Genomic DNA, 23,849 nt, shown 5'->3' with positions numbered 1-23,849 from the left:
GCGTATCAGAGAGTGGGAACGGGATAGCTCCCCAACGCCACTAACAAAGCCGCGGCACTCGCGCCACGACAGTCCACAACTTTTTCTGCGCCAGCGGCCCGCGCCATCTCATAGACGCGCGGACTGGGCACGAACAATGGCAGCTGTGCCACCTCTGGCCAATCGGGGCCGGCCATGGCCTGCAAGTGTAAAAAACCCTGCCCACTGCTGACCACCAGGCCGTTCAAGCGTTCCAACTGAATGCGCTGCATCAGCGCGCCCTTCTCATAGGCTGGAAGAAAACGCCGATACAATTGCAGATAGTCGACACTAGCACCTTGCTCGCGCAAACGCTCTGCCAGCAACTCCCGCCCGCCTTCGCCGCGCAGAATCAGCACCCTTGCATCTGGCCGGGCAGTAGCCTCGCGCAATGCAGGCAATCGAAGCAAGGCCTCGCTGTCATCGCCAGTGGCTGGATAGTGAACATCGAGGCCATGACCGGCCAGTATCTGCGCCGTCGCCGCCCCAACGCTGAACCAGGGCATTGGCGCCAGAGTACTTCCCAATCGTTGCAAGGCTAGGCGCGCAGCCGGCTTGCTCACCACGATGACCGCGCAATAGCGCTGCAGCGCGCCGAACAACGCTTGTTGCTCGGGTGTGACCGGCAACGCTTCGGTTTCCAGCAAGGGTAGGCTGCTGCTGTAGATACCAGCCTCGGACAACAAGGCCCCCAGGGCCATCGACTCCTCGGCAGGCCGCGTCAGCAGTACGCGCCAGTCGGTCACTGCGGGCCGGCCTCGCCATAGACTTTCTGCAGGATGGCGCCAGCGCCTTTGTCCAGCAACTCCTCGGCGACCTGGATGCCCAGGGCCGTGGCATCACGTTGCGGGCCGCGCACTTCGGCGGTCAGCAGCGTACCGCCGTCCGGGTCGCCGACCAGGCCACGCAGCCACAGGTTTTCACCTTCGAGCACGGCGTAGCAGGCGATTGGCACTTGGCAGCCACCATTGAGATGCTTGTTCAGGGCGCGCTCGGCGGTGACACGCACTTCGGTATCCGCATGATCAAGGGGCTTGAGCAGTGCGTGGATTTCGCTGTCGGCGGTGCGGCATTCGATGCCGACCGCACCCTGCCCGCCCGCGGGCAGGCTGTCTTCGATGCTGATGGCCGACGTGATGCGCTCTTCGAAGCCCAGGCGAATCAAGCCGGCAGCGGCAAGGATGATTGCGTCATATTCGCCGGCGTCGAGCTTGGCCAGGCGAGTGTTGACGTTGCCGCGCAGGAAACGGATCTGCAAATCGGGGCGCCGGCTCAGCAACTGAGCCTGGCGACGCAGGCTGGAGGTGCCGACGATGCTGCCCAGCGGCAATTCATCCAGGGATGCGTAGGTGTTGGAAACAAAGGCATCGCGCGGGTCTTCGCGTTCGCAGATGCAAAAAAGGCCCAGGCCTTCAGGGAAGTCCATGGGCACATCTTTCATCGAATGCACGGCGATGTCGGCTTCGTTCTCCAGCAGCGCTGTTTCCAGCTCCTTGACGAACAAGCCCTTGCCGCCGATTTTCGACAGTGGCGAGTCGAGCAGCTTGTCGCCGCGACTGACCATGGGTACAAGGGATACCTTGAGGCCCGGATGGGCCTGCTCAAGGCGTGCTTTGACGTATTCGGCCTGCCACAAGGCCAGGGCGCTTTTACGGGTGGCGATGCGGATTTCGCGAGAGGACATGGATCAATCCGAACTGAATAGTTACAGCGGATAATAACAGCTCAGGCAAATACGCTTTGATTTGAATCAGCAAGTGCGGGGCCTCCCTGGCCACATCGCACCACGACAAGGAACGCAGACCGCGCCGCAGACCTTGGGTTAAAGCTGCTGCATCATCTTGCGCACGCCGGCGACGTGGCGTCGGCTGACAATCAGTGCATCGCCGTTGAGCCCCTTCAGGAATAGCTGAAAGTGCCCCAGGGGCGTACGTTGCAGGCGATCGATGCGCTCACGGGCTACCAGCGCGTTGCGATGGATGCGCACGAAGCGGTCGCCAAATTCGTCTTCCAGGGCCTTGAGCGGCTCATCGAGCAGCACTTCACCAGACTCATGACGCAAGGTCACGTACTTGTGATCGGCAATAAAATAGACGACCTGGCTAAGTGGGATCAGCTCGATACCCTTGCGAGTGCGCGCACTGATGTGGCTGCGTGGCCCATTACCACTCTGGGCAGCCGGCTGGGTCAAGGCGGCAAGCTGGGCGCGGTTGGGTCTCTCGGCTTTTTTCAACGCCTTGAGCAAGGCTTCGGCAGTGACTGGCTTGATGAGAAAACTGACATTGCTCTCTTCAAGCGTCTGCGCAGAAAACTCATCATGGGCCATGCACAAAACCACGGCCGGCGGCGACTCGCGCTCGCTCAGGCGGGCGGCCACTTGCAAGCCGTCGAGGCCCGGCATGCGGATATCGAGCAGCACCAGATCTGGCTTGAGGCTCTCGATCAGCGTCAACGCCTCCTCCCCAGTGGTGGCACTCGGGTCAAGGTTTGTATAACCCTCGAGTTCACTGACCAGACGGCTCAGTCGCTCGCGGGCTTGGGGTTCGTCATCAACGATCAGGACATTCATATTGCGCTGGATTCCTGCGTGAGTCTCGCACAAGGATAGCGTAGACAGGTGCGGTGACTTACGTCACAGCGATCCACGCTAAGACTAGCGCGAGCGGCAAAAAGTGCCCTGAGAGCGGCACCCAAATTTACCCGGACCTGTTCAATTGCGCCCAGGACCTGCTGCCGTCGGGCATCGTCGTAGGGTTCACTGATACACAATCCGAATACCCCCCTGTTTAATGGATAGTCTGGTTATGACCGCATCAGTCGACTTTGGTGCATTCACACACTATCAGTGCAACTGTAGACGCTCACCGAGACGATATTGCTCAATCGTCAAATATCGTTTCAATAAGTACCTGTCCAGTCTCGTCCCGGATGCGGTCGGCGGCAAGGCACTTAGCCATCGGTGGAGCAAATAAAATTGCCAGACACCCGCAACACCGCCACCAAGGGCAACCCTGTTATTATCGCCGGCACACCTCCATGCCTCTTTCAAACAGATCACGAGCGAATCCATGAGCACCGACAAGACCAACCAGTCCTGGGGCGGCCGCTTCAGTGAACCCGTCGACGCCTTCGTCGCCCGCTTCACCGCCTCCGTCACCTTTGACCAGCGCCTGTACCGCCACGACATCATGGGCTCCATCGCCCACGCCACGATGCTGGCCAAGGTCGGCGTGCTGACCGACGCCGAGCGTGACAGCATCATCGACGGCCTGACCACCATCCGCGGTGAGATCGAGGCCGGTACGTTCGATTGGCGCGTCGACCTGGAAGATGTGCACATGAACATCGAGGCGCGCTTGACCGACCGCATCGGCGTGACCGGCAAAAAACTGCACACCGGCCGCAGCCGTAACGATCAGGTAGCCACCGATATCCGCTTGTGGCTGCGCGATGAAATCGACCTGATCCTGGCCGAAATCACCCGCCTGCAAAAAGGTTTGCTGGAGCAGGCCGAGCGTGAATCGGACACCATCATGCCCGGCTTCACCCACTTGCAGACCGCACAGCCGGTGACCTTCGGCCACCACCTGCTGGCCTGGTTCGAAATGCTCAGCCGCGACTACGAGCGCCTGGTCGATTGCCGCAAGCGCGCCAACCGCATGCCATTGGGCAGCGCCGCGCTGGCGGGTACCACCTACCCGATCGACCGCGAGTACACCGCACAACTGCTGGGCTTTGACGCCGTGGGCGGCAACTCCCTGGATGGCGTGTCGGACCGTGACTTCGCTATCGAATTCTGCGCCGCCGCCAGCATTGCGATGATGCACCTGTCGCGTTTCTCGGAAGAACTGGTGCTATGGACCAGCGCGCAGTTCCAGTTCATCGACCTGCCGGACCGCTTCTGCACCGGCAGCTCGATCATGCCGCAAAAGAAGAACCCCGACGTGCCCGAGCTGGTACGGGGCAAAAGCGGCCGGGTATTCGGCGCACTGATGGGCCTGTTGACCCTGATGAAAGGCCAACCCCTGGCCTACAACAAGGACAACCAGGAAGACAAGGAACCGCTGTTCGACGCCGCCGACACCCTGCGCGACTCGCTGCGTGCCTTTGCCGACATGATCCCGGCGATCAAGCCCAGGCACGCGATGATGCGTGAAGCGGCCCTGCGCGGGTTTTCCACCGCGACCGACCTGGCTGATTACCTGGTACGCCGTGGCCTGCCGTTCCGTGATTGCCACGAAATCGTCGGCCACGCGGTTAAATATGGCGTAGACACCGGCAAGGACCTGGCGGAGATGAGCCTGGAAGAACTGCGCCAGTTCAGCGACCAGATCGAGCAGGATGTGTTTGCCGTGCTGACCCTCGAAGGCTCGGTGAATGCCCGCAACCATGTGGGCGGTACTGCACCGGCACAGGTCAAGGCTGCCGTAGTACGCGGCAAAGAATTGCTCGCCAGCCGCTAAAACTGTGGGAGGGGGCTTGCTCCCGATGGAGGTGGGTCAGCTAAGGTTTTCTTACCTGATACACCGCCATCGGGAGCAAGCCCCCTCCCACATTGATTATTTTTTGGCCGCAATCATCGCCATGAATGCCGGCATCGCCGCCTGCCTGTCCGCCTCCACCTTCTGCGCATTGGGCATTTCATTCAGGCGCCCCAGCAATGCCTTCGCTTGCGGCAACTGCGCCAGCAAGTCCAGCCCAAACAGCTTCTCGCCCACACCACAGGCCAGATTCAAGCTGTACATAAAATACAGATCGGCAATGGTAAAACTTTCACCCGCCACATAAGGCGCGAACTTGCCATGCCGCCCCAAAGAAGTGATGCCCAGCAACAACTCGACCTTGGATTTTTCCTTGATCGCCTCCGGCACCGGCATGCCGAAAAACGCCTCGGCGAAACAGGCACGGGCAGGCAATTCGATGTACAGCTCGATCTCCCTGCATAACGCCAGCACCTGGGCACGCTGGAACGGCTCGGCCGGGAGCAGCGCAGGGCCTTCCTGGGTCTGCTCGATGTATTCGAGGATCACGCTGGTTTCGTTGATAAATCCCTGCGTCACGCCCAGCACCGGCACCTTGCCGCGCGGGCTTATCGCCAGCGCTTCGGGGGTTTGCCCGGCATAAAAAAGCACCTCTTCGAAAGGCAGTCCTTTCTCCAGCAGCGCCAGTTTCACCATGTTGTAGTAGTTGCTGACCGAAAATCCGTAAAGCTTGAGCATCGCAAAGCCTCCAGGCCGGGTGTGGGGTTGGCTGCAAGAGTTATAGATGCCCGAAGCCGGGCTGACCAGCAGCATCACCTGCCTGAATGGCGGTAGACTGGCACCCTTTCCTTGAGGAGCCTGCCATGAGCGAGCCGACCGATATTGATAACGACGAAGAAGAGTTCACCGAAAGCACGCTGACCCAGGCCATCGAAAACCAGATCGAAAGCGACAACCCGCCTGCCGCCAAGGCGACCTTCAATAAACTGACCCTGGTTGGTTACGAGCGCGAAGATATTTTGAATCTCATGGCCCATGTGCTGGCCGTTGAGATAGACAAGATGCTCGAAGAAGACCGTGCTTTCGATACCGAATGGTATGAAACGGCGCTGCGAGCACTTCCTGAACTACCGCCTGAAAACAACTGAAACCAGCCTTGGCGTGGCCAGGAAGCCCGCTTCCTCGCCACAAATCTGCGCCATATCAATACCTACGACTTTCTCACTGGACAGCCCGTCAAAGTGCGTTCACCTTATGGCTTGCTAGCCTCTAATAAATTTAGAAAGTCTGGAGTCCTTATGTCGTATACCCCCGAGTTGGTTGCCGAACTGGAAATCCTTGCACTCTTCAACCTGGGCAGCTCCCAGGAAGGTCTGAAAGTCCACCAGACTGCCGCTCCTGCCGCCATTGCCGCTGCCAAGCGCCTCTTCGAGAAAAAACTGATCGACCAGCCGGATGGCGGTTATCTGACCAGCCTGGGTCGCGACGCCGCCGAACAAGCGCAAACCCTGCTGACTATCCTGACCACCAGCTCGACCAAAGAAGCCGCCTGATAACGGATACCGCCCGTGGAGTCCGCCCTTGCGGATTCCAAGGGTGTTGTTGCGCAACGGCGAAAATTCTGACACCAAAATCATTTCCCCTCTAAACCTCCTACGCTTCTGGCTGTAAACTCCTACACGGCCGCCCATGTCGGGCCTTGCGAGCCACCGAGTTCGACATGACCCGCACCCATGAAATCCGCCCCGACCTGGATGAAGGCATCGACCGCAAGGTGCTGACTCAGTTGCGCGCGCGCTTCATGGCCCTTAATGAAGGACGCATGGCCCGTGCCGTTGAGGGGCTGACACCGCGCCAGCAAAGCGTACTGACCCTGCTGCCGCTGTTTTTCCACGTCAATCACCCGTTGTTGCCGGGCTACGTCTCCAGCACCACCCCGGCCGGGCTGTCGAATTTCGAACCCGACGTCCTGGCCTTGGCCGAAGCCCAGCGCCTGACCCGTTCGTTCTCTTATAAACCTCGCCACGGCAACCCGCCCCGGCCGATCCATGGCCTGTTCCTGATGGGCAGCCTCGGCACATTGGCCCAGGCCGATCAAAGCGATATGGATGTGTGGGTGTGCCATGCGCCCGACCTGAATGACAATGAACTGGCCGAGCTGCGCAAGAAGTGCCAATTGCTCGAGGCCTGGGCGCTGGGCATGGGCGCCGAAGCGCATTTTTTCCTGATTGAACCGACGCGCTTCATACTCGGCGAACGCGACACACAATTGAGTTCCGACGACTGCGGCACCACCCAGCACTACCTGCTGCTGGACGAGTTCTACCGCACGGCCATATGGCTGGCTGGACGCACGCCGATCTGGTGGTTGGTGCCGGTGTATGAAGAAAGCCGCTACGCCGAATTTACCCACACCCTGATCTCCAAGCGCTTCATCCGCGCCGACGAGACGCTCGACCTCGGCCACCTGGCCCACATTCCGCCGGGCGAGTTCATGGGTGCCGGGTTGTGGCAATTGTTCAAGGGCATCGAATCCCCCTACAAGTCGGTGCTCAAGCTGCTGCTGACCGAGGTCTACGCCAGCGAACACCCGAACGTGCAGTGCCTGAGCCTGCGTTTTAAACGGGCGGTGTTCGCCAACCAGATTGATCTGGATGAGCTGGACCCTTACATCATGGTCTACCGCCGCATCGAGGAGTATCTCAAGGCCCGCAACGAGCCAGAGCGCCTGGAGCTGGTGCGGCGCAGCCTGTACCTGAAGGTCAATCGCAAGCTCAGCGGTGGCCAGCGCACTACCGGCTGGCAACGGTTGCTGCTCGAGCGTCTGGCGCTTGAGTGGGGTTGGGACCAACGCCAACTGGCCCTGCTGGACAGCCGCAGCCAGTGGAAAGTGCGCCAGGTCGCTTCCGAGCGCCGTGCCCTGGTCAATGAGCTGAACTACAGTTACCGCTTCCTCACCCAGTTCGCCCGTACCGAACAGACCATCAGCCCGATCAACAAGCGTGACCTCAATGTGTTGGGCCGGCGCCTGTATGCAGCGTTTGAGCGCAAAGCCGGCAAGGTTGAGTTCATCAACCCCGGTATTGCGCCCGACCTGGCCGAAGATACCCTGACACTCGTGCAGTCGCCCAACCGCAAGGAAGCTGGCCAGTACCACTGGGGCTTGTATAACGGCAACCTCACGGCCTTGGAATGGGAGCACTTCGCGCCGATCAAACGCAGCCGCGACCTGCTGGAAATGCTTACCTGGTGCCACCGCAATGGGGTAATCGACAGCAGTACGCGCCTGGCGCTGCACCCTGGCACCAGTGACATGACCGAGTTCGAGCTGTTCAACCTGCTGGGCAGCCTGCAGCAGACCATCGCCCTGCCCCTGGCCAGCGTCGATGAAGTCCGCCTGTTGCGTCCGGCAGTGCCGGAAGAGGTGTTGTTGCTGATCAACGTCGGCGTCGACCCGCTCAAACATCATCGCGAGCTGAATATCCTGATGACCACCGAGCGCACCGACTCCCTGAGCTATGCCGGTGTACGCGACAACCTGGTGCTGACCCTGGACCAGGTCACGCTCAATAGCTGGAACGAGGTGATGGTCAGCCGCTACGACGGCCCCCACGCGCTGCTCGACTGTCTGCGCGACTACCTCAACCAGCTGCCACAGGATCATCTGCCACGGCTGCGGGTGCGCTGCTTCTGCCACAACCGTGCGCAGTTCATTGCCCAAAGGGTGGAGGAAGTATTCGACACTGCGCAGAACCTGCTGCTCAGCCAAGGCAATCATCGCTACCTGCTTCAGGTGCAGCAGCACTATCACGTCATGGAACTGACACCGGGCCAGGCCACTCATGTGCCGCTGCCCACCCAGGATGCGCTGATTGCCTACCTCAGTGAGGAACTGGCCAGCTACAGCCCGTGGCACCTTGACGCCATGGCCCTGGAAGACCACGACCTGGCGCTGCTGCTACCCATGGGCCAGGCCGATTGTGTGCAGGTGTTCTATCGGGTCAACGAAGGCTTCGCCGAGCTGTACGTGCTCGACGAATTCAATGCCCTGTGGCAGCAACGCCTGCCATTCCACGATGAACAGAGTCTGCTGGCGCCACTGCAGCGCTTTCTGCAATCGATCCTCTATCGCCGGGAGGCGTTATCGTCCCTGGACGCGCAGCCACCCGTGGGTGAGATTCACACCCTGTACTATCAGCTATTGCCCTCAGGCAACTCCCGCGCGCGCCGAGTCGAGTCCAGGCCAGCCCCGCAAAATCCTGCCGACAAGCCGTTTTATGACGTGCAGGCGATTATCGGCAAAGGCACGCCAGGCCAGGTGGGGATCACGTTGTACTGCAATCAGCGGGAATTTTCCGAGCTGGAATTTGGCGACCAACTGTTTGCCGTGGTAGCCCGGGAGATCGTCGCGCAACGCCAGGAAACCGAACGATACCGCTGCTATATCACCGATCTGGATTTGTCGGGCCTGCTGGGGGACGTGCAGAGCCCGAGCAATCTGTACCTGCGCTACAAGGCAGAACTGGAACAGTCACTCAATGCGGCGCTGGATCAGGTCTAGAGGGTGAAGGCGCCGCCATCTTTGGGCTGGCCTTCGACGCTGAGCAGTTCAAGCTTGAGGGTCTTGCCGCCCGGCGCAGGCCAGTCGATATGCTGGCCCACTTGCAAGCCCAGTAAGGCACTGCCCACCGGCGCAAGGATCGAGATCTTGCCTTGGTCGGCATTCGCGTCCTTGGGGTAGACCAGGGTCAGGTGATAGTCCTTGCCACTGCCTTGTTCACGGCAGTGCACGCTGGAGTTCATGATCACGACAGTTGGGGGCACTTCATCGTGGCCAACCACATCGGCGCGGTCGAGTTCGGTTTGCAACGCTTCGACGCCGGGAGTTTCGTCGCCCAAGCGGTCGATCAGCTGCTCAAGACGCTGCACGTCGAGACGGGTAAGAATGATGGAAGGTGCGGTCATGATTCAGGCAGACTCCTTTTTTCTGCACAAAAAAAGCAAAACCCCGCCAGGAAAAGGCGGGGTTCTCACGGACCTCGATGAGTTGAGGTGTATCCGGACACTACCACAGCGACACAAATAAACAAGGCGGCGTCAGAGGCGTGCCTTGCGTTGCTCGGCTTCAGCGCAGATCACCCGGCGCCGCGCATCGTCGGCGGAGCGCCATTCGCGGATATCTTCCACATGGCGGAAGCAGCCGAGGCAGACCTTCTGTTCGTCCAGGCGACACAAACTGATACAAGGTGATGGCACCGCCGGGCTGACATTACTGAACAGCGGCTTGGGCGGGCGTACAGGTGCAGGCTGGGTCACGGTCAGATCTCGTCCTGCCCCAACTCATCAAAGTCCAGCTCGACGCCGCTATACTCGTGGACCAGGCGGGTGAGCATCTCGCCCAACAATTCTTCGCTCTTGTCGCACTGCCATTTGCCGCTTTCTTCGTCGTAGTCGAAGTGAACGCCACCGGAACGCGCCGCCAGCCACAGCTGACGCAGCGGTTCCTGGCGACTGAAGATCAGTTGCTGGCCGCTCTCGAACTTGACGGTCAACACCCCGGCCGAGCTTTCCAGATCCACATCCAGGCCGCTGTCGTCGAAAATATCTTCCAGCTTCTCCTGTGTGGTATCCACCAGGTCGTGAAAACGGGCTTCGGTCAAACTCATTGTGGCAACCTCAAAAGTGTCTGGTTTTGCTCAAGCGCCGCACGATACGGACGCGCTTCACTGATTGCAAAGGATACCGATTTCATTACAGGCGGCAGTACGAAATATGCTCTAACAGCGTAACGCGCTTCGCAGTCATCTCGGCAAACCCCCGCCGGACGGGTATTGCGGCGCATAGGCAAGCTGGCGGGTGGTCGGTATACTCGGGCGCAATTAATGCATATTCAAGGATTTCGCCATGAAGCGCCTGATCTCTTCCCTTGCTGCGCTCGTCGCGGTCGCCTGTCTCGTCAGTGCCTGTGGTCAAAAAGGCCCGCTGTACCTTCCCGATGACAGCAAAGACCCGAATGAACAGGCGCAATCGTCGCAAAAGCCGTCAAAAGCGCATAAGCACGACACCTACTAAGGGACACTTATGGACGCTTTTAACTACCGGGACGGCGAGCTGTTCGCGGAAGGCGTGGCGTTGTCCGCGATTGCCCAACAGTTTGGCACCCCGACCTATGTGTACTCCCGTGCGCATATCGAAGCCCAATACCGCTCGTTCACCGACGCGCTCGACGGCGTACCGCACCTGGTGTGCTACGCGGTCAAGGCCAACTCCAACCTGGGCGTACTGAATGTCCTGGCGCGCCTGGGCGCCGGTTTCGACATCGTCTCCCGTGGCGAGCTGGAACGTGTACTGGCCGCCGGCGGCCAGGCTGACAAGATCGTGTTCTCCGGGGTCGGCAAGAGCCGCGATGACATGCGCCGCGCCCTGGAAGTCGGCGTACATTGCTTCAACGTCGAGTCCACCGACGAACTGGAGCGCCTGCAGCTTGTTGCCGCCGAAATGGGCGTACGCGCGCCGATCTCCCTGCGCGTCAACCCGGATGTCGACGCCGGCACCCACCCGTACATTTCCACCGGTCTCAAAGAGAACAAGTTCGGCATCGCCATCGCCGACGCCGAAGACGTGTACATCCGCGCCGCCCAACTGCCGAACCTGGAAGTGCTGGGCGTCGACTGCCATATCGGTTCGCAACTGACCACCCTGCCACCCTTCCTGGATGCGCTCGACCGCCTGCTGGCGCTGATCGACCGCCTGGGCGAGTGCGGCATCTACCTGCACCACATCGACCTTGGCGGTGGCGTGGGCGTGCGTTATCGCGATGAAGAACCACCGGCAATTGCCGACTATATCCAGGCCGTGCGCAAACGCATTGAAGGCCGCGACCTGACCCTGATGTTCGAGCCGGGCCGTTATATCGTCGCCAACGCTGGTGTACTGCTGACCCAGGTCGAGTACCTCAAGCACACCGAACACAAGGATTTCGCTATCGTCGATGCGGCGATGAACGACCTGATCCGCCCGGCGCTGTACCAGGCCTGGATGAATGTCACCGCCGTGACGCCTCGCGCAAGCGTTGCCCGCGCCTATGACATCGTCGGCCCGATCTGCGAGACCGGCGACTTCCTGGCCAAGGATCGTCAGTTGGCCCTGGAAGAAGGTGACCTGCTGGCCGTGCATTCGGCCGGTGCCTACGGGTTTGTCATGAGTTCCAACTACAACACCCGCGGGCGTACCGCCGAGGTGCTGGTGGACGGTGATCAAGCATTTGAAGTGCGTCGCCGCGAGACGGTAGCCCAGTTGTATGCTGGCGAAAGCCTGCTGCCGGAGTAAGCCATGCTGCTGCGTTTTACCAAGATGCACGGGCTGGGCAATGACTTCATGGTCCTCGACCTGGTCAGCCAGCACGCACACATCCTGCCCAAGCACGCCAAACAGTGGGGCGATCGCCACACCGGTATCGGCTTCGACCAGTTGCTGCTGGTTGAAGCGCCGAGCAACCCGGAGGTGGATTTCCGCTACCGGATATTCAACTCCGACGGTTCCGAAGTGGAACAGTGCGGCAACGGTGCGCGCTGCTTTGCGCGCTTTGTGCTCGACAAGCGCCTGACCGCCAAACGCCAGATTCGCGTCGAGACCAAGGGCGGCGTGATCGAACTGGATATCCGCAGTGACGGCCAGATCAGCGTCAACATGGGCGCGCCACGCCTGGTGCCGGCGGATATTCCGTTCCAGGCCACCGAGCAGGCCCTCAGCTACCCGCTGGATGTGGATGGCAAGACCGTGGATATCGCTGCCGTGTCCATGGGCAACCCCCATGCAGTGCTGCGGGTCACCGACATCAACAATGCCCCGGTGCACGCACTGGGGCCGAAGATCGAACATCACCCGCGCTTTCCGGCACGGGTCAATGTGGGCTTCCTGCAGGTGATCGACCGTACCCGTGCGCAATTGCGCGTATGGGAACGTGGCGCCGGCGAAACCCAGGCTTGCGGCACCGGTGCTTGCGCCGCTGCCGTGGCCGCGATCAGCCAGGGTTGGATGGATTCGCCGCTGCTGATCGACCTGCCCGGCGGACGCTTGTCCATCGAATGGGCAGGCCCTGGCCACCCGGTGATGATGACCGGGCCGGCCTCGCGTGTATACGAAGGACAGGTCCGTCTATGAGTGAGCCAAGCCAATGACCGATAAGCCTCAAGTACCCGCACACGCTACCCCGAGTGAAAGCCTGGAGGCCGCTGCTGTCGCGGCGTACCTTGAGGCTAATCCGGACTTCTTCGTAGAGCACGAAGAGTTGCTGCCGGCCCTGCGTATTCCCCACCAGCGCGGTGATACCGTGTCGCTGGTGGAGCGGCAGATGAAGATCCTGCGCGAGCGCAATATCGAAATGCGCCATCGGCTCTCCCATCTGATGGACGTGGCCCGCGACAACGACCGTTTGTTCGACAAGACCCGCCGCCTGATCCTGACCCTGATGGACGCCGCCAGCCTGGAAGAAACGGTGATCGCCGTGGAAGACAGCCTGCGCGAGGATTTCCAGGTGCCTTTTGTCAGCCTGATCCTGTTCAGCGATAACCCAATGCCGGTGGGTCGCTGGGTCACAGGTGGCGAGGCGCAGACGGCCATCGGTGGCCTTCTTTCCGAAGGCAAGACCGTCAGCGGCACCTTGCGCGAACATGAACTGGATTTCCTGTTCGGCGCCGAACAGCGCAAGCAGATCGGCTCTACTGCAGTCATTGCCCTCAGCCATCAGGGTTTGCACGGCGTATTGGCCATTGCCAGCCGCGACCCCGCACACTACAAGAGCTCGGTGGGCACTTTGTTCCTGACCTACATCGCCGAAGTGCTGGGCCGCGTCCTGCCACGCCACACCACCACCCTGCGCGCGGTGCGCTGACCATGGAGCGGCAACTGGACGCCTACTGCGCTCATCTGCGCAACGAGCGCCAGGTGTCGCCCCACACCCTCGAAGCCTATCGGCGGGACTTGAACAAGGTCCTGGCCTACTGCGAAAAGCAGCACATCGGCAGCTGGAAGGCCCTGGATATCCAAGCCCTGCGCAGCCTGATCGCACGGTTGCACCAGCAAGGCCAGTCCTCGCGCAGCCTGTCTCGGCTGCTGTCGGCGGTGCGAGGGCTTTATCACTACCTCAATCGCGAAGGCCTGTGCGACCACGACCCGGCCAATGGCCTGTCCCCGCCCAAAGGCGAGCGACGCCTGCCCAAGACGCTGGATACCGACCGCGCCCTGCAGTTGCTCGATGGCGCCGTGGAAGATGACTTCCTGGCCCATCGCGACCAGGCGATCCTTGAGCTGTTCTATTCCTCGGGCTTGCGCCTGTCGGAGCTGACCGGCCTTAACCTCGATCAACTGGACCTCGCAGATGGCCTGGTGCAAGTCCTCGGCAAAGGCAGCAAGACCCGCGTGTTGCCGGTAGGCAGGAAGGCCCGGGAAGCTCTCGAGCTATGGCTGCCGCTGCGCCTGTTGACCAACCCTGCGGACGATGCGGTGTTTGTCAGCCAGCAAGGCCGGCGCCTGGGGCCACGGGCGATTCAACTGCGGGTCAAGGCCGCCGGTGCGCGGGAGCTCGGGCAGAACCTGCACCCGCATATGCTGCGCCACTCTTTTGCCAGCCATCTGCTGGAGTCCTCCCAGGACCTGCGCGCCGTGCAGGAACTGCTCGGTCACGCCGATATCAAGACCACGCAGATCTACACCCACCTCGACTTCCAGCACCTGGCAACGGTGTACGACAGCGCCCATCCACGGGCCAAACGCATCAAGGGCGGCGACTCATGAGTATCAAGCTGATCACCTTCGACCTGGACGACACCCTCTGGGACAACGTACCCGTCATCATCAGCGCCGAAGCGTCGATGCGCGAATGGCTGGCGGTCAACGCCTCCAAGGTCGGGGACCTGCCCCTGGAGCATTTCGCCAGCCTGCGCCAGCAAGTATTGCAGCGCAATCCTGAACTCAAACACCGCATCAGCCTGTTGCGACATCGTGTTTTGGTGCATGCGTTCGAAGAGGCAGGTTATCCACAACCAGAAGCTGCACAGATGGCGGATGTCTGCTTTGAAGCGTTTATCCATGCACGCCACCAGCTCACCGTTTTCCCGGAAGCCGAGCCGATGCTCAAGGCGCTGCGCCAGCACTTTTTGCTGGGGGTGATCACCAACGGTAATGCCGATGTGCAGCGCGTGGGCCTGGCGGACTACTTTCACTTTGCCTTGCGCGCTGAAGATATCGGCATTGCCAAGCCGGATGCACGCTTGTTTGAAGAGGCGTTGCAGCGGGGCGGCGTGGATGCCAGTGCGGCAGTGCATGTGGGCGATCACCCTGGAGATGACATCGCCGGCGCACAGCAGGCGGGGCTGCGGGCGGTGTGGTTTAACCCGACGGGCAAAGTGTGGGAAGCCTCCAAGCGTCCGGATGCAGAGATTCGTAGCCTGACGGAGTTGCCGCAGTTGCTGCAGAGCTGGCAGTAACACCACATTTAGAACACCACAAGGCTCGGATAAATCATAAGGCGTGAAAAAGCCCGCAGCGACGGCGGGCTTTTTCGGCAAGCAGGAGGCAGACTCAGATGGGTCGGCTGCCGTACTTGTTGTCCGGCTTCTTCGGTGGATCAGCCACCACGTTGGGCTCGACTTCGACCACTTTGCCGCCTTTAGCGAGGAATTCTTCCATCGCACGGGCCAGGGCATCACGCTCTTTGTTCTTGGCTTCAACGCTTGGCAGCTCGTCTACCGAAACCGCAGCCTTGGCTTTGCCTTTGGCTTTGGGAGCCGCGTCATCGCCACCGCTTTCATCGACGTCCTCAGCAACGTCTTCGGCCGCTACTTCAAGACCTTCTTCGGTGTCGTCTTCATCACCTACTTCGAGGTCGTCTTGTTCCAGATCATCGTCGCTCATGTTCTACCTCATGACTTGCGAAAAGCAGATTAGTTATAGCCCAGCTTCACCCTCTGTCGAGGTCGCCGGAAAAAAATCAACATCCACCGGATAACCAGTGGCTTATGCCTCTTCACCCTGCAAGGTGGCGAGGACTTTACGAGCACCGCCATGATCACGGTGCTCGCCCAGATAAACACCTTGCCAGGTCCCTATCGCCAAGCGGCCGGCCTTGACCGGCAAACTCAGCTGGCAGCCCAGCAGACTGGCCTTGAAGTGCGCCGGCAGGTCATCCGGACCTTCGTCGTTGTGTTCAAACCCGGCGCGGCCTTGCGGCACCAGCAGGTTGAAAAACCGCTCGAAGTCACGGCGAACCGCCGGGTCGGCATTCTCGTTAATGGTCAACGAGGCCGAGGTGTGCTGCAGCCACAGATGCAACAGGCCCACACGACACGCCTTTAATTCAGGCAAGCCGGCAAGCAACTCGTCCGTTACCAGATGAAAGCCCCGGGGCTTGGCCCGCAGGGTAATCAGGGTCTGTTGCCACATACAGTTCTCCGCCCATCGGCGCGCATTCTAGCGCGCTCTGGGAAAAAACAAAGTGCCGAATACGCCTTCATAGCTGTAAGACATTTGCACCCTTGAAAGTGCCGCGTGGATCCCATCACAAAGTCGACAAAAAACCCACGCACCTTTAGCCACAGACAAACGCCAGGCAAAAAAATGCCCGGCAAGCCGGGCATCTTTTTTTCATGTGCTTACAAGTTGTAGCCGCGCTCGTTGTGCTGCGCCAGATCGAGGCCTACCGCCTCTTCCTCTTCGGTGACACGCAGGCCCATGACCATGTCCAGTACCTTGAGGATGACGAAGGTCACGATCGCCGTGTAGATCACAGTGAAGCCGACGCCTTTGCACTGGATCCAGACTTGGGCAGCAATGTCCGTCACGGTGCCGAAGCCGCCCAGGGCCGGGGCTGCAAACACACCGGTGAGGATCGCACCGACGATACCGCCGATACCGTGTACGCCAAAGGCGTCCAGGGAGTCGTCATAGCCAAGCTTGCGCTTGAGGCTGGTAGCGCAGAAGAAGCACACCACGCCGGCGACCAGGCCGATCACCAAGGCGCCCATCGGTCCCACGGTGCCAGCGGCTGGCGTGACAGCGACCAGGCCGGCCACCACGCCCGAGGCGATCCCCAGTGCGCTTGGTTTACCGTGGGTGATCCACTCGGCAAACATCCAGCCCAGTGCCGCAGCGGCGGTGGCGATCTGGGTAACCAGCATCGCCATGCCCGCAGTGCCGTTGGCCGCCGCGGCGGAGCCGGCGTTGAAACCGAACCAGCCGATCCACAGCATGGCCGCGCCCATCAGGGTATAACCCAGGTTGTGCGGCGCCATGGGGGTGGTCGGGAAGCCTTTGCGCTTGCCGAGCACGATGCACGCCACCAGGCCAGCCACACCAGCGTTGATATGCACGACGGTGCCGCCGGCGAAGTCCAGCACACCCCAGTCCCACATCAGGCCACCGTTGCCGCTCCAGACCATGTGCGCGATCGGCGCATAGACCAGGGTGAACCAGATCGCCATGAAGATCAGCATCGCGGAGAACTTCATACGCTCGGCGAAAGCACCGACGATCAGCGCTGGGGTGATGATGGCGAAGGTCATCTGGAAGGTGATGAACACCGCTTCCGGAAACAGCGCCGCAGGCCCGGTAATGCTGGCCGGGGTGACACCCGCCAGGAACGCCTTGCCCATGCCGCCGAAGAAGGAATTGAAATTGACAACGCCCTGTTCCATACCGGTGGTATCGAACGCGATGCTGTAGCCGTAGACGACCCACAGGATGCTGATCAGGCCAGTGATGGCAAAGCACTGCATCATCACCGACAGGATATTCTTGGAGCGGACCATGCCGCCGTAAAACAGCGCCAGGCCAGGGATAGTCATGAACAGCACCAGTGCGGTGGCGGTCAGCATCCAGGCAGTGTCGCCGGAGTTGAGGACTGGAGCAGCCACTTCATCTGCCGCCATGGCCAGGCCTGGCATTACGATGGACAGCAGGGCTCCGAGCCCTGCGAATTTACGCAGAGTCATATTGTTTTCTCCTGGGGCGTTGGGGTTTGGCGGCTTAGATTGCGTCGGTATCGGTTTCGCCGGTACGGATGCGAATAGCCTGTTCCAGATTGACCACGAAGATCTTGCCGTCACCGATCTTGCCGGTGTTGGCCGCCTTGGTTATCGCCTCGATAACCCGGTCAAGATCCTTGTCGTCAATGGCGACATCGATCTTCACCTTCGGCAGGAAATCGACCACGTATTCCGCGCCGCGATACAGCTCGGTATGACCCTTCTGCCGACCGAAGCCCTTGACCTCAGTAACGGTAATGCCCTGCACGCCGATCTCGGACAGTGACTCGCGTACATCGTCCAACTTGAACGGCTTGATGATGGCAGTGACTAGCTTCATGAAAACTCTCTCCCGAATTGGTGGACTTGCCCCAGGAAAACAAACCCGTCTCAAGTCTAAGCGCAGCGCCTGGCTTTGTAACGCATCGTCGCCTCGGCATATGCCGTCACGACGCCAGCGAACCACTGGTGACGAAACCTTTACCCCCTGATCCCTCGGCGCACTGCATTCGTCACAGCGACTGCGTCAGTGCATGGGTCATGATCGTCTAAGCAGAAACCTTGCCAGCTCCGTAAAAGCCACTGAAAACAGTCCTTTGCCCACTTGTGCCCACCCTCGAGGCGTTTGCGCGGCGGCAATGCGCATCAAAACAGTGCGCGGCTGCCCACCCCACTGCGCGAAAAGCGTGCGCAGCGGGGACGTGAAAAGACTATAGACGCTGCGTGATACACTGCCGGCCAACTGTTTTCCGGACTACTTCCCATGCTCGCGCCCAAAGACTTCCTCGACGCCCTGAGCGGCCACGCCTCTCGCCTGTTCAGCGGCGACACCCCGCTGCCTCGCAATGAAATCGAAAGCCAGTTCAAGGCCCTGCTGCAAAGTGGCTTCAGCAAGCTCGACCTGGTCAGCCGTGAAGAATTCGATAGCCAAATGGTGGTGCTCGCCCGCACGCGTGCGCGATTGGAGAGCCTGGAGGCGAAAGTGGCAGAACTGGAAGCGCGGCTGACGCCAACGTCGGCTGAATAAACGCAGTCCATGTGGGAGGGGGCCCCCGATAGCAGTGTGTCAGTCACCATTAATATTGGCTGATGCATCGCCATCGGGAGCAAGCCCCCTCCCACATTTGTTATGCATTGCACCACGGATACGTTCTGTAAAACCTTCCCCGCCTCGCTCTTCCCCCCTCGTCTACCCTTGAAGAACCCGCAGGAAGCGGCCCTCCCTTTCAAGGAACGAGCATGTCCCTCGCCATCGTCCACAGTCGCGCCCAGCTCGGCGTCGAAGCCCCTGCCGTCACCGTCGAAGTGCATATGGCCAATGGTCTGCCATCACTGACACTGGTGGGTTTGCCGGAGACGGCGGTGAAAGAGAGCAAAGACCGCGTGCGCAGTGCCATCCTGAATTCGGCGCTGCAATACCCAGCACGTCGCATCACCCTCAACCTCGCGCCCGCCGACCTGCCCAAGGACGGCGGGCGTTTTGATCTTGCGATTGCGCTGGGGATCCTCGCGGCCAGCGTGCAGGTGCCGGCGTTGATGCTCGATGAGGTGGAGTGCCTGGGAGAGCTGGCGCTATCCGGTGAGGTGCGGGCGGTAAAGGGTGTGTTGCCGGCGGCACTGGCAGCGCGCAAGGCTGGGCGCACCGTGATAGTGCCCCGAGCCAATGCCGAGGAAGCGTGCCTGGCGTCCGGGTTGAAAGTGATCGCCGTGGATCATTTGCTGCAGGTGGTGGCGCACCTGAATGGACACGTGCCGATTGAACCCTACACATCTGACGGCCTGCTGTATTTGAACCAACCCTACCCGGACCTGATCGAAGTACAGGGCCAATTGGCGGCCAAGCGTGCGCTGCTGATCGCCGCGGCCGGCGCGCATAACCTGTTGTTCAGTGGCCCCCCGGGCACCGGTAAAACCCTGCTCGCCAGCCGGCTTCCGGGTTTGCTGCCGCCGCTGAGCGAGCAGGAAGCCCTGGAAGTAGCAGCGATCCAATCCGTGGTCAGCCTCCAGCCCCTGAGCCATTGGCCTAACCGCCCGTTCCGGCAACCACACCATTCGGCATCCGGGCCGGCACTGGTGGGGGGCGGCTCGAAGCCGCAACCGGGGGAAATCACCCTGGCCCACCACGGGGTGCTGTTCCTGGATGAACTGCCGGAGTTTGATCGTAAGGTGCTGGAAGTGCTGCGCGAGCCATTGGAGTCGGGGCATATCGTGATCTCCCGAGCCCGTGACCGGGTGAGGTTCCCGGCGCGCTTTCAACTGGTCGCGGCGATGAACCCCTGCCCTTGCGGCTACATGGGCGAGCCCAGTGGGCGTTGCCGGTGCACGCCGGAGCAGATCCAGCGCTATCGCAACAAGCTCTCCGGGCCGTTGCTGGACCGGATTGACTTGCACCTGACCGTAGCCCGGGAGACCACTGTGCTGACCCCCTCCCAGCAGGCCGGCGACACCACCGCTCAGGCATCCGCCCAGGTGGCCGAGGCCCGGGAGCGCCAGCAACAGCGCCAGGGCTGTGCCAATGCGTTCCTGGATCTGCCTGGACTACGCGAACACTGCCGCTTGGAGAAAGCCGATGAACACTGGCTGGAGAACGCCTGTGAACGGCTGACGTTATCCCTGCGCGCAGCACACAGGTTACTCAAGGTAGCGCGTACGCTCGCGGACCTTGAGCAAGTAGACGGCATCGTTCGCCATCATTTGGCGGAGGCATTGCAGTACCGACCGGCCGCGATTGGCTAGCAGCGGTCAGGAGAACCCCAGCAGCAGCCTCGCCACTTCCAGCACCTCATCCAATGCCGCTTCTGCCGACTCGGTGGAAGGCTTGAGCATCAGGTCATCGGCATAGCCCATCGCCAGGGCAAAAATCTGCCGTGCAGCGCGTTGGGGCGACTCGCAGTGAAACGCGCCGGAGGCAACGCCGCGCTCGATCACCTCGGCAAGCATGCCTTGCCATTGAGCGTTGATCGCCAGGTAAGCCTGGGCCATTTGCCCGTCGTGCATGGCCTCGTCCCAGGCGTCGAGCCAGAGCGCCCAACCGGCATCGGCAGTGCTGGGCAGGCAGTCGTGCAAGAACCCCACGAGCGCCTCCTGCGGTGGCACATCAGCCAAGGGCTCGCGCACTTCGTCCAATTGCTCATTGGCAAAACGCACAAAGGCTTCGCGGCGCAGTTCATTCCAGTCGCTGAAGTAGTGATAAACGTGACTGCGCGACAGCCCGGCATGTTCGGCCAGGTCACGGGTGGATACATCGGCAAAACCCTTGCTGCGAAACAGCTCCAGGGCGGCGGCGATGATCTGGTCTTTACGGTCGATACGCGACATTGAGCAATTCCTTCGAGCGTGGACAGATAAGCGGCGCTTGCTTTTTGAGCGATCGCTCAAGGATACTTGAGCAGTCGCTCAATAATAGCGTCTATCACTCCTTTGGTGCACCCCATGACATCCGTCACCCCACACATTCTGATCGAAGAAAGCAAGAAAATCGGCCAACAGTCCGCCAGTCAGACGCTCAAAGCTATTGCCAAAGCCTATCCCGGCAAGCTGTCATGCACCTTGTCGCTGGTGGCGCTGGAGAACGCACTGTTGTTGGCTTACCCGCTGTTTGCCGGGTTCGCGGTGGATTCGATTATCCGCGGCGATACCACCAGTGCGTTGCTCTATGCCGCCGTGGTCATGGCGTTCTGGGCCGTAGGGGCGGCACGACGGGCACTGGACACGCGCACGTTCACGCGCATTTATGCCGACCTCGCGGTGCCGGTCATTCTCAACCAGCGCCTACAGAACCACAGCACCTCGAAATCGGCGGCACGGGTGGTGCTAGCACGGGAGTTTGTCGACTTCTTTGAAAAACACGTGCCGATCATTGCCACAGCGTTAGTGTCGATTGTGGGCGCGGCGGTGATGTTGATCGTGATTGAACCATGGGTAGGCATGGCATGCCTGGCCGCGCTGCTGCTGTGCATCACCTTGTTGCCACGCTTTGCCGAACGTAATCAGGCGCTGCACGAGCGCCTGAACAACCGCTTGGAAAAAGAGATCGGCCTGGTCGAAAAGGTCGGCGCGCCAACCCTGCGACGCCATTACCAGGTGCTGTCACGCCTGCGTATCTGGCTGTCAGACCGCGAGGCCGCGGCGTTCCTGTTTATCGGCGCGATCGCAGCCTTACTGTTCGTGGTTGCGATCAGCCAGTTGGCCATGACCCCAGCGGTCAAGGCTGGCCACATCTACGCGGTCATGACCTATCTGTGGACCTTCGTCACCAGCCTGGACGAAGCGCCAGGCATGGTCGACCAACTGGCGCGGCTCAAAGACATCGGCAAGCGCGTGGATCCAGGGCTTGGGGAGCCCTGAACCTCAACGAAACCGGTCGACCTCCTGACGCAAGCCAGCCGCCAAGGTCTCCAGCTCCTTGGCGGTAACCGCCAGGTTCGACACCACTTCGCGCTGTTCGCTGTTGGCCAGTGCAATGCTCTGCAAGTTGCTGCTGAGCAATGTGGCAGTACTGCTTTGCTCTTGGGTCGCGGTGGTGATCGCAGCGAACTGCTGGCCGGCCGAGCGGCTTTGCTCGTCGATACGCGCCAGGGCCGAGGCCACGGCGGCGTTACGCGACAGGCCTTCCTGCATCAGCACATTGCCGTGTTCCATGGTGCTGATGGCATTGCCGGTTTCCTGCTGGATGCTCTGGATCATCGTGGAAATTTCATCGGTGGCCTGACGGGTGCGCGACGCCAGGTTGCGCACCTCGTCGGCGACCACGGCGAAACCCCGACCCTGTTCACCGGCGCGGGCGGCTTCGATGGCGGCGTTGAGCGCCAGCAGATTGGTCTGTTCAGCGATGGACGTGATTACGCCAACGATCCCGCCGATTTCCTGGGAGCGCTGGCCCAGGGTGTTGATCACCGCAGCGGTGCTGTTCAGGGCGGTGGCGATATGCTCCAGGGAGGATGACGCCTCCTGCATCGAGTCGCGGCCAATGCGGGTCTGCTGGGCATTTTCTTGCGCCAGGCGCTCGGTGTTGCCCATGTTGTCGGCGATGTTCAACGAAGTGGCGCTGAATTCTTCCACCGCGCCGGCCATGCTGGTGATTTCGCCGGACTGCTGCTCCATGCCTTCATAGGCACCACCGGACAAACCTGACAGCGCCTGGGCGCGGCTGTTGACCTGTTCGGCAGCGTTGCGGATATGGGAAACCATGGTCGACAGCGCGTCGCCCATCTGGTTGAAGCTACGCGCCAACTGGCCGATCTCGTCATGGCTGGACACGTTGAGGCGTGCGCTCAAGTCACCCGCGCCCAGGGCTTCTGCCTGGCGCACCAGGTCGCTCAGTGGCGCCAGCTTGCTGCGCAACAGCCACACCGTGGCACCCACTGCCAGCAACATCGCCAGCACACTGCCGATTACCAGGCGGATACCGACTTCCCAAGTCACGGCGCGAATCTCAGCCTTGGGCATGCTCGCTACCACCGCCCATGGGCCGCCGTCGAACGGCACCGAAACGCTGTAGAAGTCCTCGTGCTTGTCGCTCCAGAAGCGGCCAGCTCCCGGTTTCTTTGCCAGGTCGAGCATCACCGCAATGGCCTCATCCGGCGCCTGCACGCCAGCTGGCGCCACCAACCAGTGTTTCTGCTCATCAAGCAGCGCAAGGGAGCCTGTCTGGCCAATACGGAAGCGTTTGAGATTTTCAAACTGGGCATTCTGGGCGTCGGTGTAATCAAAACCGATGAACAGCACGGCGATGACCTTGCCGCTGCTGTCACGCACCGGGCTGTATTGGGTCATGTAGGAACGGTCGAACAACACCGCACGACCGATATAGGTCTGCCCCTCGGCAACGCGCTGGTAAGCCGCGCCCTGACGGTCCAGCACAGTGCCGATAGCGCGGTTGCCATCCTGCTTGGTCAGCGAGGTGCTGACGCGGATAAAGTCGTCGCCGCTGCGCACGAACACCGTGGCCACGCCGCCGGACATCTGCTTGAACTCATCCACCTCTTCGAAATTGTTGTTCAGCACCTCGTTACCCAGGTAAAGACTCGGGGTCTGCACACCAGCCACCGCCACCGGTTGGTCAGCACGCACACTCAAGCCGGCGACGAAGCGCTTTTCAAACAGCCCGCTCAAACGCTGGGTACTTTCGCGCAAGGTGCTGTGGAAGGTATTGAGCTGGTCGGCGAGCAAGCGCGCTTCGCTGGCCAAGTGCTCCTCACGGGTGTCGAGGTTGGCGGAGTCGAGGGAACGCAGGGCGAATACGGTACTGCCGCTGATAACGACAGCCAGAATCACGGCAAGTGCGAGACCTAACTGGGAGGCAATCCGGGCACGAGGTTGAGACATG

The 23,849-nt window shown here is 60.8% G+C and carries 26 protein-coding genes; 13 read left to right on the top strand and 13 right to left on the bottom strand.

Features of this window, described 5'->3' with window-relative positions:
- Positions 1-5: 5 nt before the first annotated feature.
- The 3 genes from KVH01_RS06065 to KVH01_RS06055 form a co-directional block, all read right to left on the bottom strand.
- Positions 6-764 carry a uroporphyrinogen-III synthase gene (locus tag KVH01_RS06065; RefSeq protein ID WP_217880773.1) on the bottom strand — a complete coding sequence of 253 codons (759 nt, stop codon included), beginning with the start codon at positions 762-764 and terminating at the stop codon, positions 6-8.
- Positions 761-1,702: a hydroxymethylbilane synthase gene (hemC, locus tag KVH01_RS06060; protein ID WP_057022731.1), complete on the bottom strand. Its 942-nt coding sequence runs from the start codon at positions 1,700-1,702 to the stop codon at positions 761-763. The genes KVH01_RS06065 and hemC overlap by 4 nt, the downstream gene beginning before the upstream one ends.
- A 138-nt stretch (positions 1,703-1,840) precedes the next feature.
- Positions 1,841-2,587, bottom strand: a complete 747-nt coding sequence (locus KVH01_RS06055; protein WP_043046915.1) for a LytR/AlgR family response regulator transcription factor — start codon at positions 2,585-2,587, stop codon at positions 1,841-1,843.
- Between the two features lie 499 nt (positions 2,588-3,086).
- On the opposite strand from KVH01_RS06055, the gene argH reads away from it, so the two are divergent.
- Positions 3,087-4,481, top strand: a complete 1,395-nt coding sequence (gene argH / locus KVH01_RS06050; RefSeq protein ID WP_217880772.1) for an argininosuccinate lyase — start codon at positions 3,087-3,089, stop codon at positions 4,479-4,481.
- Between the two features lie 96 nt (positions 4,482-4,577).
- Here argH and KVH01_RS06045 read toward each other — a convergent pair whose 3' ends face one another.
- Entirely contained in the window at positions 4,578-5,237 is a 660-nt protein-coding gene (locus KVH01_RS06045) for a glutathione S-transferase family protein (protein ID WP_217880771.1), read from the bottom strand.
- A 125-nt stretch (positions 5,238-5,362) separates the two neighbouring features.
- Between KVH01_RS06045 and KVH01_RS06040 the strand changes: the two genes are divergently transcribed.
- The 3 genes from KVH01_RS06040 to KVH01_RS06030 all read left to right on the top strand — a co-directional run bounded on the left by KVH01_RS06040 (position 5,363) and on the right by KVH01_RS06030 (position 9,060).
- A complete protein-coding gene (locus tag KVH01_RS06040; RefSeq protein WP_043046913.1) occupies positions 5,363-5,647 on the top strand; it encodes a hypothetical protein in 285 nt (94 codons plus the stop codon).
- 150 nt (positions 5,648-5,797) lie between these two features.
- Positions 5,798-6,052, top strand: coding sequence for a TIGR02647 family protein (locus tag KVH01_RS06035; RefSeq protein ID WP_043046912.1), 255 nt, complete (start codon positions 5,798-5,800; stop codon positions 6,050-6,052).
- 167 nt (positions 6,053-6,219) lie between these two features.
- The gene (locus tag KVH01_RS06030; RefSeq protein WP_217880770.1) at positions 6,220-9,060 is read left to right on the top strand and encodes a class I adenylate cyclase; all 2,841 of its coding nucleotides are present in this window, start codon (positions 6,220-6,222) and stop codon (positions 9,058-9,060) included.
- Here the strand turns inward: KVH01_RS06030 and rnk are convergent.
- From rnk to cyaY, 3 genes are all read right to left on the bottom strand, one after another.
- Entirely contained in the window at positions 9,057-9,464 is a 408-nt protein-coding gene (gene rnk, locus KVH01_RS06025; protein ID WP_217880769.1) for a nucleoside diphosphate kinase regulator, read from the bottom strand. The two genes, KVH01_RS06030 and rnk, sit on opposite strands and share 4 nt — an antisense overlap.
- Before the next feature lie 132 nt (positions 9,465-9,596).
- Entirely contained in the window at positions 9,597-9,815 is a 219-nt protein-coding gene (locus KVH01_RS06020) for a DUF1289 domain-containing protein (RefSeq protein ID WP_217880768.1), read from the bottom strand.
- 2 nt (positions 9,816-9,817) lie between these two features.
- Positions 9,818-10,165: an iron donor protein CyaY gene (gene cyaY / locus KVH01_RS06015; RefSeq protein WP_043046908.1), complete on the bottom strand. Its 348-nt coding sequence runs from the start codon at positions 10,163-10,165 to the stop codon at positions 9,818-9,820.
- Between the two features lie 238 nt (positions 10,166-10,403).
- Here cyaY and lptM point away from each other — a divergent pair, with 238 nt between their 5' ends.
- From lptM to KVH01_RS05985, 6 genes are read left to right on the top strand one after another with little or no spacing between them, the layout of a single operon-like run.
- The gene (gene lptM, locus KVH01_RS06010) at positions 10,404-10,571 is read left to right on the top strand and encodes an LPS translocon maturation chaperone LptM (RefSeq protein ID WP_003195417.1); all 168 of its coding nucleotides are present in this window, start codon (positions 10,404-10,406) and stop codon (positions 10,569-10,571) included.
- A gap of 9 nt (positions 10,572-10,580) precedes the next feature.
- Positions 10,581-11,828: a diaminopimelate decarboxylase gene (gene lysA / locus KVH01_RS06005; protein ID WP_043046907.1), complete on the top strand. Its 1,248-nt coding sequence runs from the start codon at positions 10,581-10,583 to the stop codon at positions 11,826-11,828.
- Between the two features lie 3 nt (positions 11,829-11,831).
- Positions 11,832-12,662: a diaminopimelate epimerase gene (gene dapF, locus KVH01_RS06000; protein ID WP_217880767.1), complete on the top strand. Its 831-nt coding sequence runs from the start codon at positions 11,832-11,834 to the stop codon at positions 12,660-12,662.
- 13 nt (positions 12,663-12,675) lie between these two features.
- Positions 12,676-13,392: a DUF484 family protein gene (locus KVH01_RS05995; RefSeq protein WP_043046905.1), complete on the top strand. Its 717-nt coding sequence runs from the start codon at positions 12,676-12,678 to the stop codon at positions 13,390-13,392.
- 2 nt (positions 13,393-13,394) lie between these two features.
- Positions 13,395-14,294 (top strand): tyrosine recombinase XerC, encoded by a 900-nt coding sequence (xerC, locus tag KVH01_RS05990; protein WP_043046904.1) that lies wholly within the window; start codon positions 13,395-13,397, stop codon positions 14,292-14,294.
- Complete coding sequence (locus KVH01_RS05985; protein ID WP_217880766.1) at positions 14,291-14,986, top strand: HAD family hydrolase; 696 nt, start codon at positions 14,291-14,293, stop codon at positions 14,984-14,986. The genes xerC and KVH01_RS05985 overlap by 4 nt, the downstream gene beginning before the upstream one ends.
- Before the next feature lie 94 nt (positions 14,987-15,080).
- Here the strand turns inward: KVH01_RS05985 and sutA are convergent, their stop codons facing one another.
- The 4 genes from sutA to glnK form a co-directional block, all read right to left on the bottom strand.
- Positions 15,081-15,413: a transcriptional regulator SutA gene (gene sutA / locus KVH01_RS05980; RefSeq protein WP_124402309.1), complete on the bottom strand. Its 333-nt coding sequence runs from the start codon at positions 15,411-15,413 to the stop codon at positions 15,081-15,083.
- Between the two features lie 102 nt (positions 15,414-15,515).
- Entirely contained in the window at positions 15,516-15,941 is a 426-nt protein-coding gene (locus KVH01_RS05975) for a secondary thiamine-phosphate synthase enzyme YjbQ (protein ID WP_124402310.1), read from the bottom strand.
- 209 nt (positions 15,942-16,150) lie between these two features.
- On the bottom strand, positions 16,151-17,488 hold the full coding sequence (locus KVH01_RS05970; RefSeq protein ID WP_217880765.1) for an ammonium transporter: 1,338 nt from the start codon (positions 17,486-17,488) through the stop codon (positions 16,151-16,153).
- A gap of 34 nt (positions 17,489-17,522) precedes the next feature.
- Positions 17,523-17,861, bottom strand: a complete 339-nt coding sequence (gene glnK / locus KVH01_RS05965) for a P-II family nitrogen regulator (protein WP_002555808.1) — start codon at positions 17,859-17,861, stop codon at positions 17,523-17,525.
- A gap of 423 nt (positions 17,862-18,284) precedes the next feature.
- Between glnK and KVH01_RS05960 the strand changes: the two genes are divergently transcribed.
- Together KVH01_RS05960 and KVH01_RS05955 are read left to right on the top strand one after the other, a co-directional pair.
- Positions 18,285-18,548, top strand: a complete 264-nt coding sequence (locus KVH01_RS05960; protein ID WP_043046899.1) for an accessory factor UbiK family protein — start codon at positions 18,285-18,287, stop codon at positions 18,546-18,548.
- 212 nt (positions 18,549-18,760) lie between these two features.
- Complete coding sequence (locus KVH01_RS05955; protein ID WP_217880764.1) at positions 18,761-20,257, top strand: YifB family Mg chelatase-like AAA ATPase; 1,497 nt, start codon at positions 18,761-18,763, stop codon at positions 20,255-20,257.
- Between the two features lie 6 nt (positions 20,258-20,263).
- Here KVH01_RS05955 and KVH01_RS05950 read toward each other — a convergent pair whose 3' ends face one another.
- The gene (locus KVH01_RS05950) at positions 20,264-20,839 is read right to left on the bottom strand and encodes a TetR/AcrR family transcriptional regulator (RefSeq protein WP_217880763.1); all 576 of its coding nucleotides are present in this window, start codon (positions 20,837-20,839) and stop codon (positions 20,264-20,266) included.
- Positions 20,840-20,953: 114 nt separating this feature from the next.
- Here KVH01_RS05950 and KVH01_RS05945 point away from each other — a divergent pair, with 114 nt between their 5' ends.
- A complete protein-coding gene (locus KVH01_RS05945; RefSeq protein ID WP_217880762.1) occupies positions 20,954-21,868 on the top strand; it encodes an ABC transporter six-transmembrane domain-containing protein in 915 nt (304 codons plus the stop codon).
- A gap of 3 nt (positions 21,869-21,871) precedes the next feature.
- On the opposite strand, the gene KVH01_RS05940 is transcribed toward KVH01_RS05945, so the two are convergent.
- Positions 21,872-23,848: a methyl-accepting chemotaxis protein gene (locus KVH01_RS05940; RefSeq protein WP_217880761.1), complete on the bottom strand. Its 1,977-nt coding sequence runs from the start codon at positions 23,846-23,848 to the stop codon at positions 21,872-21,874.
- Position 23,849 lies beyond the last annotated feature (1 nt).

It is taken from the genome of Pseudomonas khavaziana (assembly GCF_019145205.1).
GTDB classification, from domain to species: Bacteria; Pseudomonadota; Gammaproteobacteria; order Pseudomonadales; family Pseudomonadaceae; genus Aquipseudomonas; species Aquipseudomonas khavaziana.
Note: the sequence above shows the minus strand (reverse complement) of the source record. Positions and strands in the feature narration are given on the sequence as shown.

Coding starts and splice junctions, on each gene's coding strand:
- hemC (WP_057022731.1), bottom strand. CDS start 1,702: ATGTCCTCTCGCGAAATCCGCATCGCCACCCGTAAAAGCGCCCTGGCC.
- KVH01_RS06055 (WP_043046915.1), bottom strand. CDS start 2,587: ATGAATGTCCTGATCGTTGATGACGAACCCCAAGCCCGCGAGCGACTG.
- argH (WP_217880772.1), top strand. CDS start 3,087: ATGAGCACCGACAAGACCAACCAGTCCTGGGGCGGCCGCTTCAGTGAA.
- KVH01_RS06045 (WP_217880771.1), bottom strand. CDS start 5,237: ATGCTCAAGCTTTACGGATTTTCGGTCAGCAACTACTACAACATGGTG.
- KVH01_RS06040 (WP_043046913.1), top strand. CDS start 5,363: ATGAGCGAGCCGACCGATATTGATAACGACGAAGAAGAGTTCACCGAA.
- KVH01_RS06035 (WP_043046912.1), top strand. CDS start 5,798: ATGTCGTATACCCCCGAGTTGGTTGCCGAACTGGAAATCCTTGCACTC.
- KVH01_RS06030 (WP_217880770.1), top strand. CDS start 6,220: ATGACCCGCACCCATGAAATCCGCCCCGACCTGGATGAAGGCATCGAC.
- rnk (WP_217880769.1), bottom strand. CDS start 9,464: ATGACCGCACCTTCCATCATTCTTACCCGTCTCGACGTGCAGCGTCTT.
- cyaY (WP_043046908.1), bottom strand. CDS start 10,165: ATGAGTTTGACCGAAGCCCGTTTTCACGACCTGGTGGATACCACACAG.
- lptM (WP_003195417.1), top strand. CDS start 10,404: ATGAAGCGCCTGATCTCTTCCCTTGCTGCGCTCGTCGCGGTCGCCTGT.
- lysA (WP_043046907.1), top strand. CDS start 10,581: ATGGACGCTTTTAACTACCGGGACGGCGAGCTGTTCGCGGAAGGCGTG.
- dapF (WP_217880767.1), top strand. CDS start 11,832: ATGCTGCTGCGTTTTACCAAGATGCACGGGCTGGGCAATGACTTCATG.
- KVH01_RS05995 (WP_043046905.1), top strand. CDS start 12,676: ATGACCGATAAGCCTCAAGTACCCGCACACGCTACCCCGAGTGAAAGC.
- xerC (WP_043046904.1), top strand. CDS start 13,395: ATGGAGCGGCAACTGGACGCCTACTGCGCTCATCTGCGCAACGAGCGC.
- KVH01_RS05985 (WP_217880766.1), top strand. CDS start 14,291: ATGAGTATCAAGCTGATCACCTTCGACCTGGACGACACCCTCTGGGAC.
- sutA (WP_124402309.1), bottom strand. CDS start 15,413: ATGAGCGACGATGATCTGGAACAAGACGACCTCGAAGTAGGTGATGAA.
- KVH01_RS05975 (WP_124402310.1), bottom strand. CDS start 15,941: ATGTGGCAACAGACCCTGATTACCCTGCGGGCCAAGCCCCGGGGCTTT.
- KVH01_RS05970 (WP_217880765.1), bottom strand. CDS start 17,488: ATGACTCTGCGTAAATTCGCAGGGCTCGGAGCCCTGCTGTCCATCGTA.
- glnK (WP_002555808.1), bottom strand. CDS start 17,861: ATGAAGCTAGTCACTGCCATCATCAAGCCGTTCAAGTTGGACGATGTA.
- KVH01_RS05960 (WP_043046899.1), top strand. CDS start 18,285: ATGCTCGCGCCCAAAGACTTCCTCGACGCCCTGAGCGGCCACGCCTCT.
- KVH01_RS05955 (WP_217880764.1), top strand. CDS start 18,761: ATGTCCCTCGCCATCGTCCACAGTCGCGCCCAGCTCGGCGTCGAAGCC.
- KVH01_RS05950 (WP_217880763.1), bottom strand. CDS start 20,839: ATGTCGCGTATCGACCGTAAAGACCAGATCATCGCCGCCGCCCTGGAG.
- KVH01_RS05945 (WP_217880762.1), top strand. CDS start 20,954: ATGACATCCGTCACCCCACACATTCTGATCGAAGAAAGCAAGAAAATC.
- KVH01_RS05940 (WP_217880761.1), bottom strand. CDS start 23,848: ATGTCTCAACCTCGTGCCCGGATTGCCTCCCAGTTAGGTCTCGCACTT.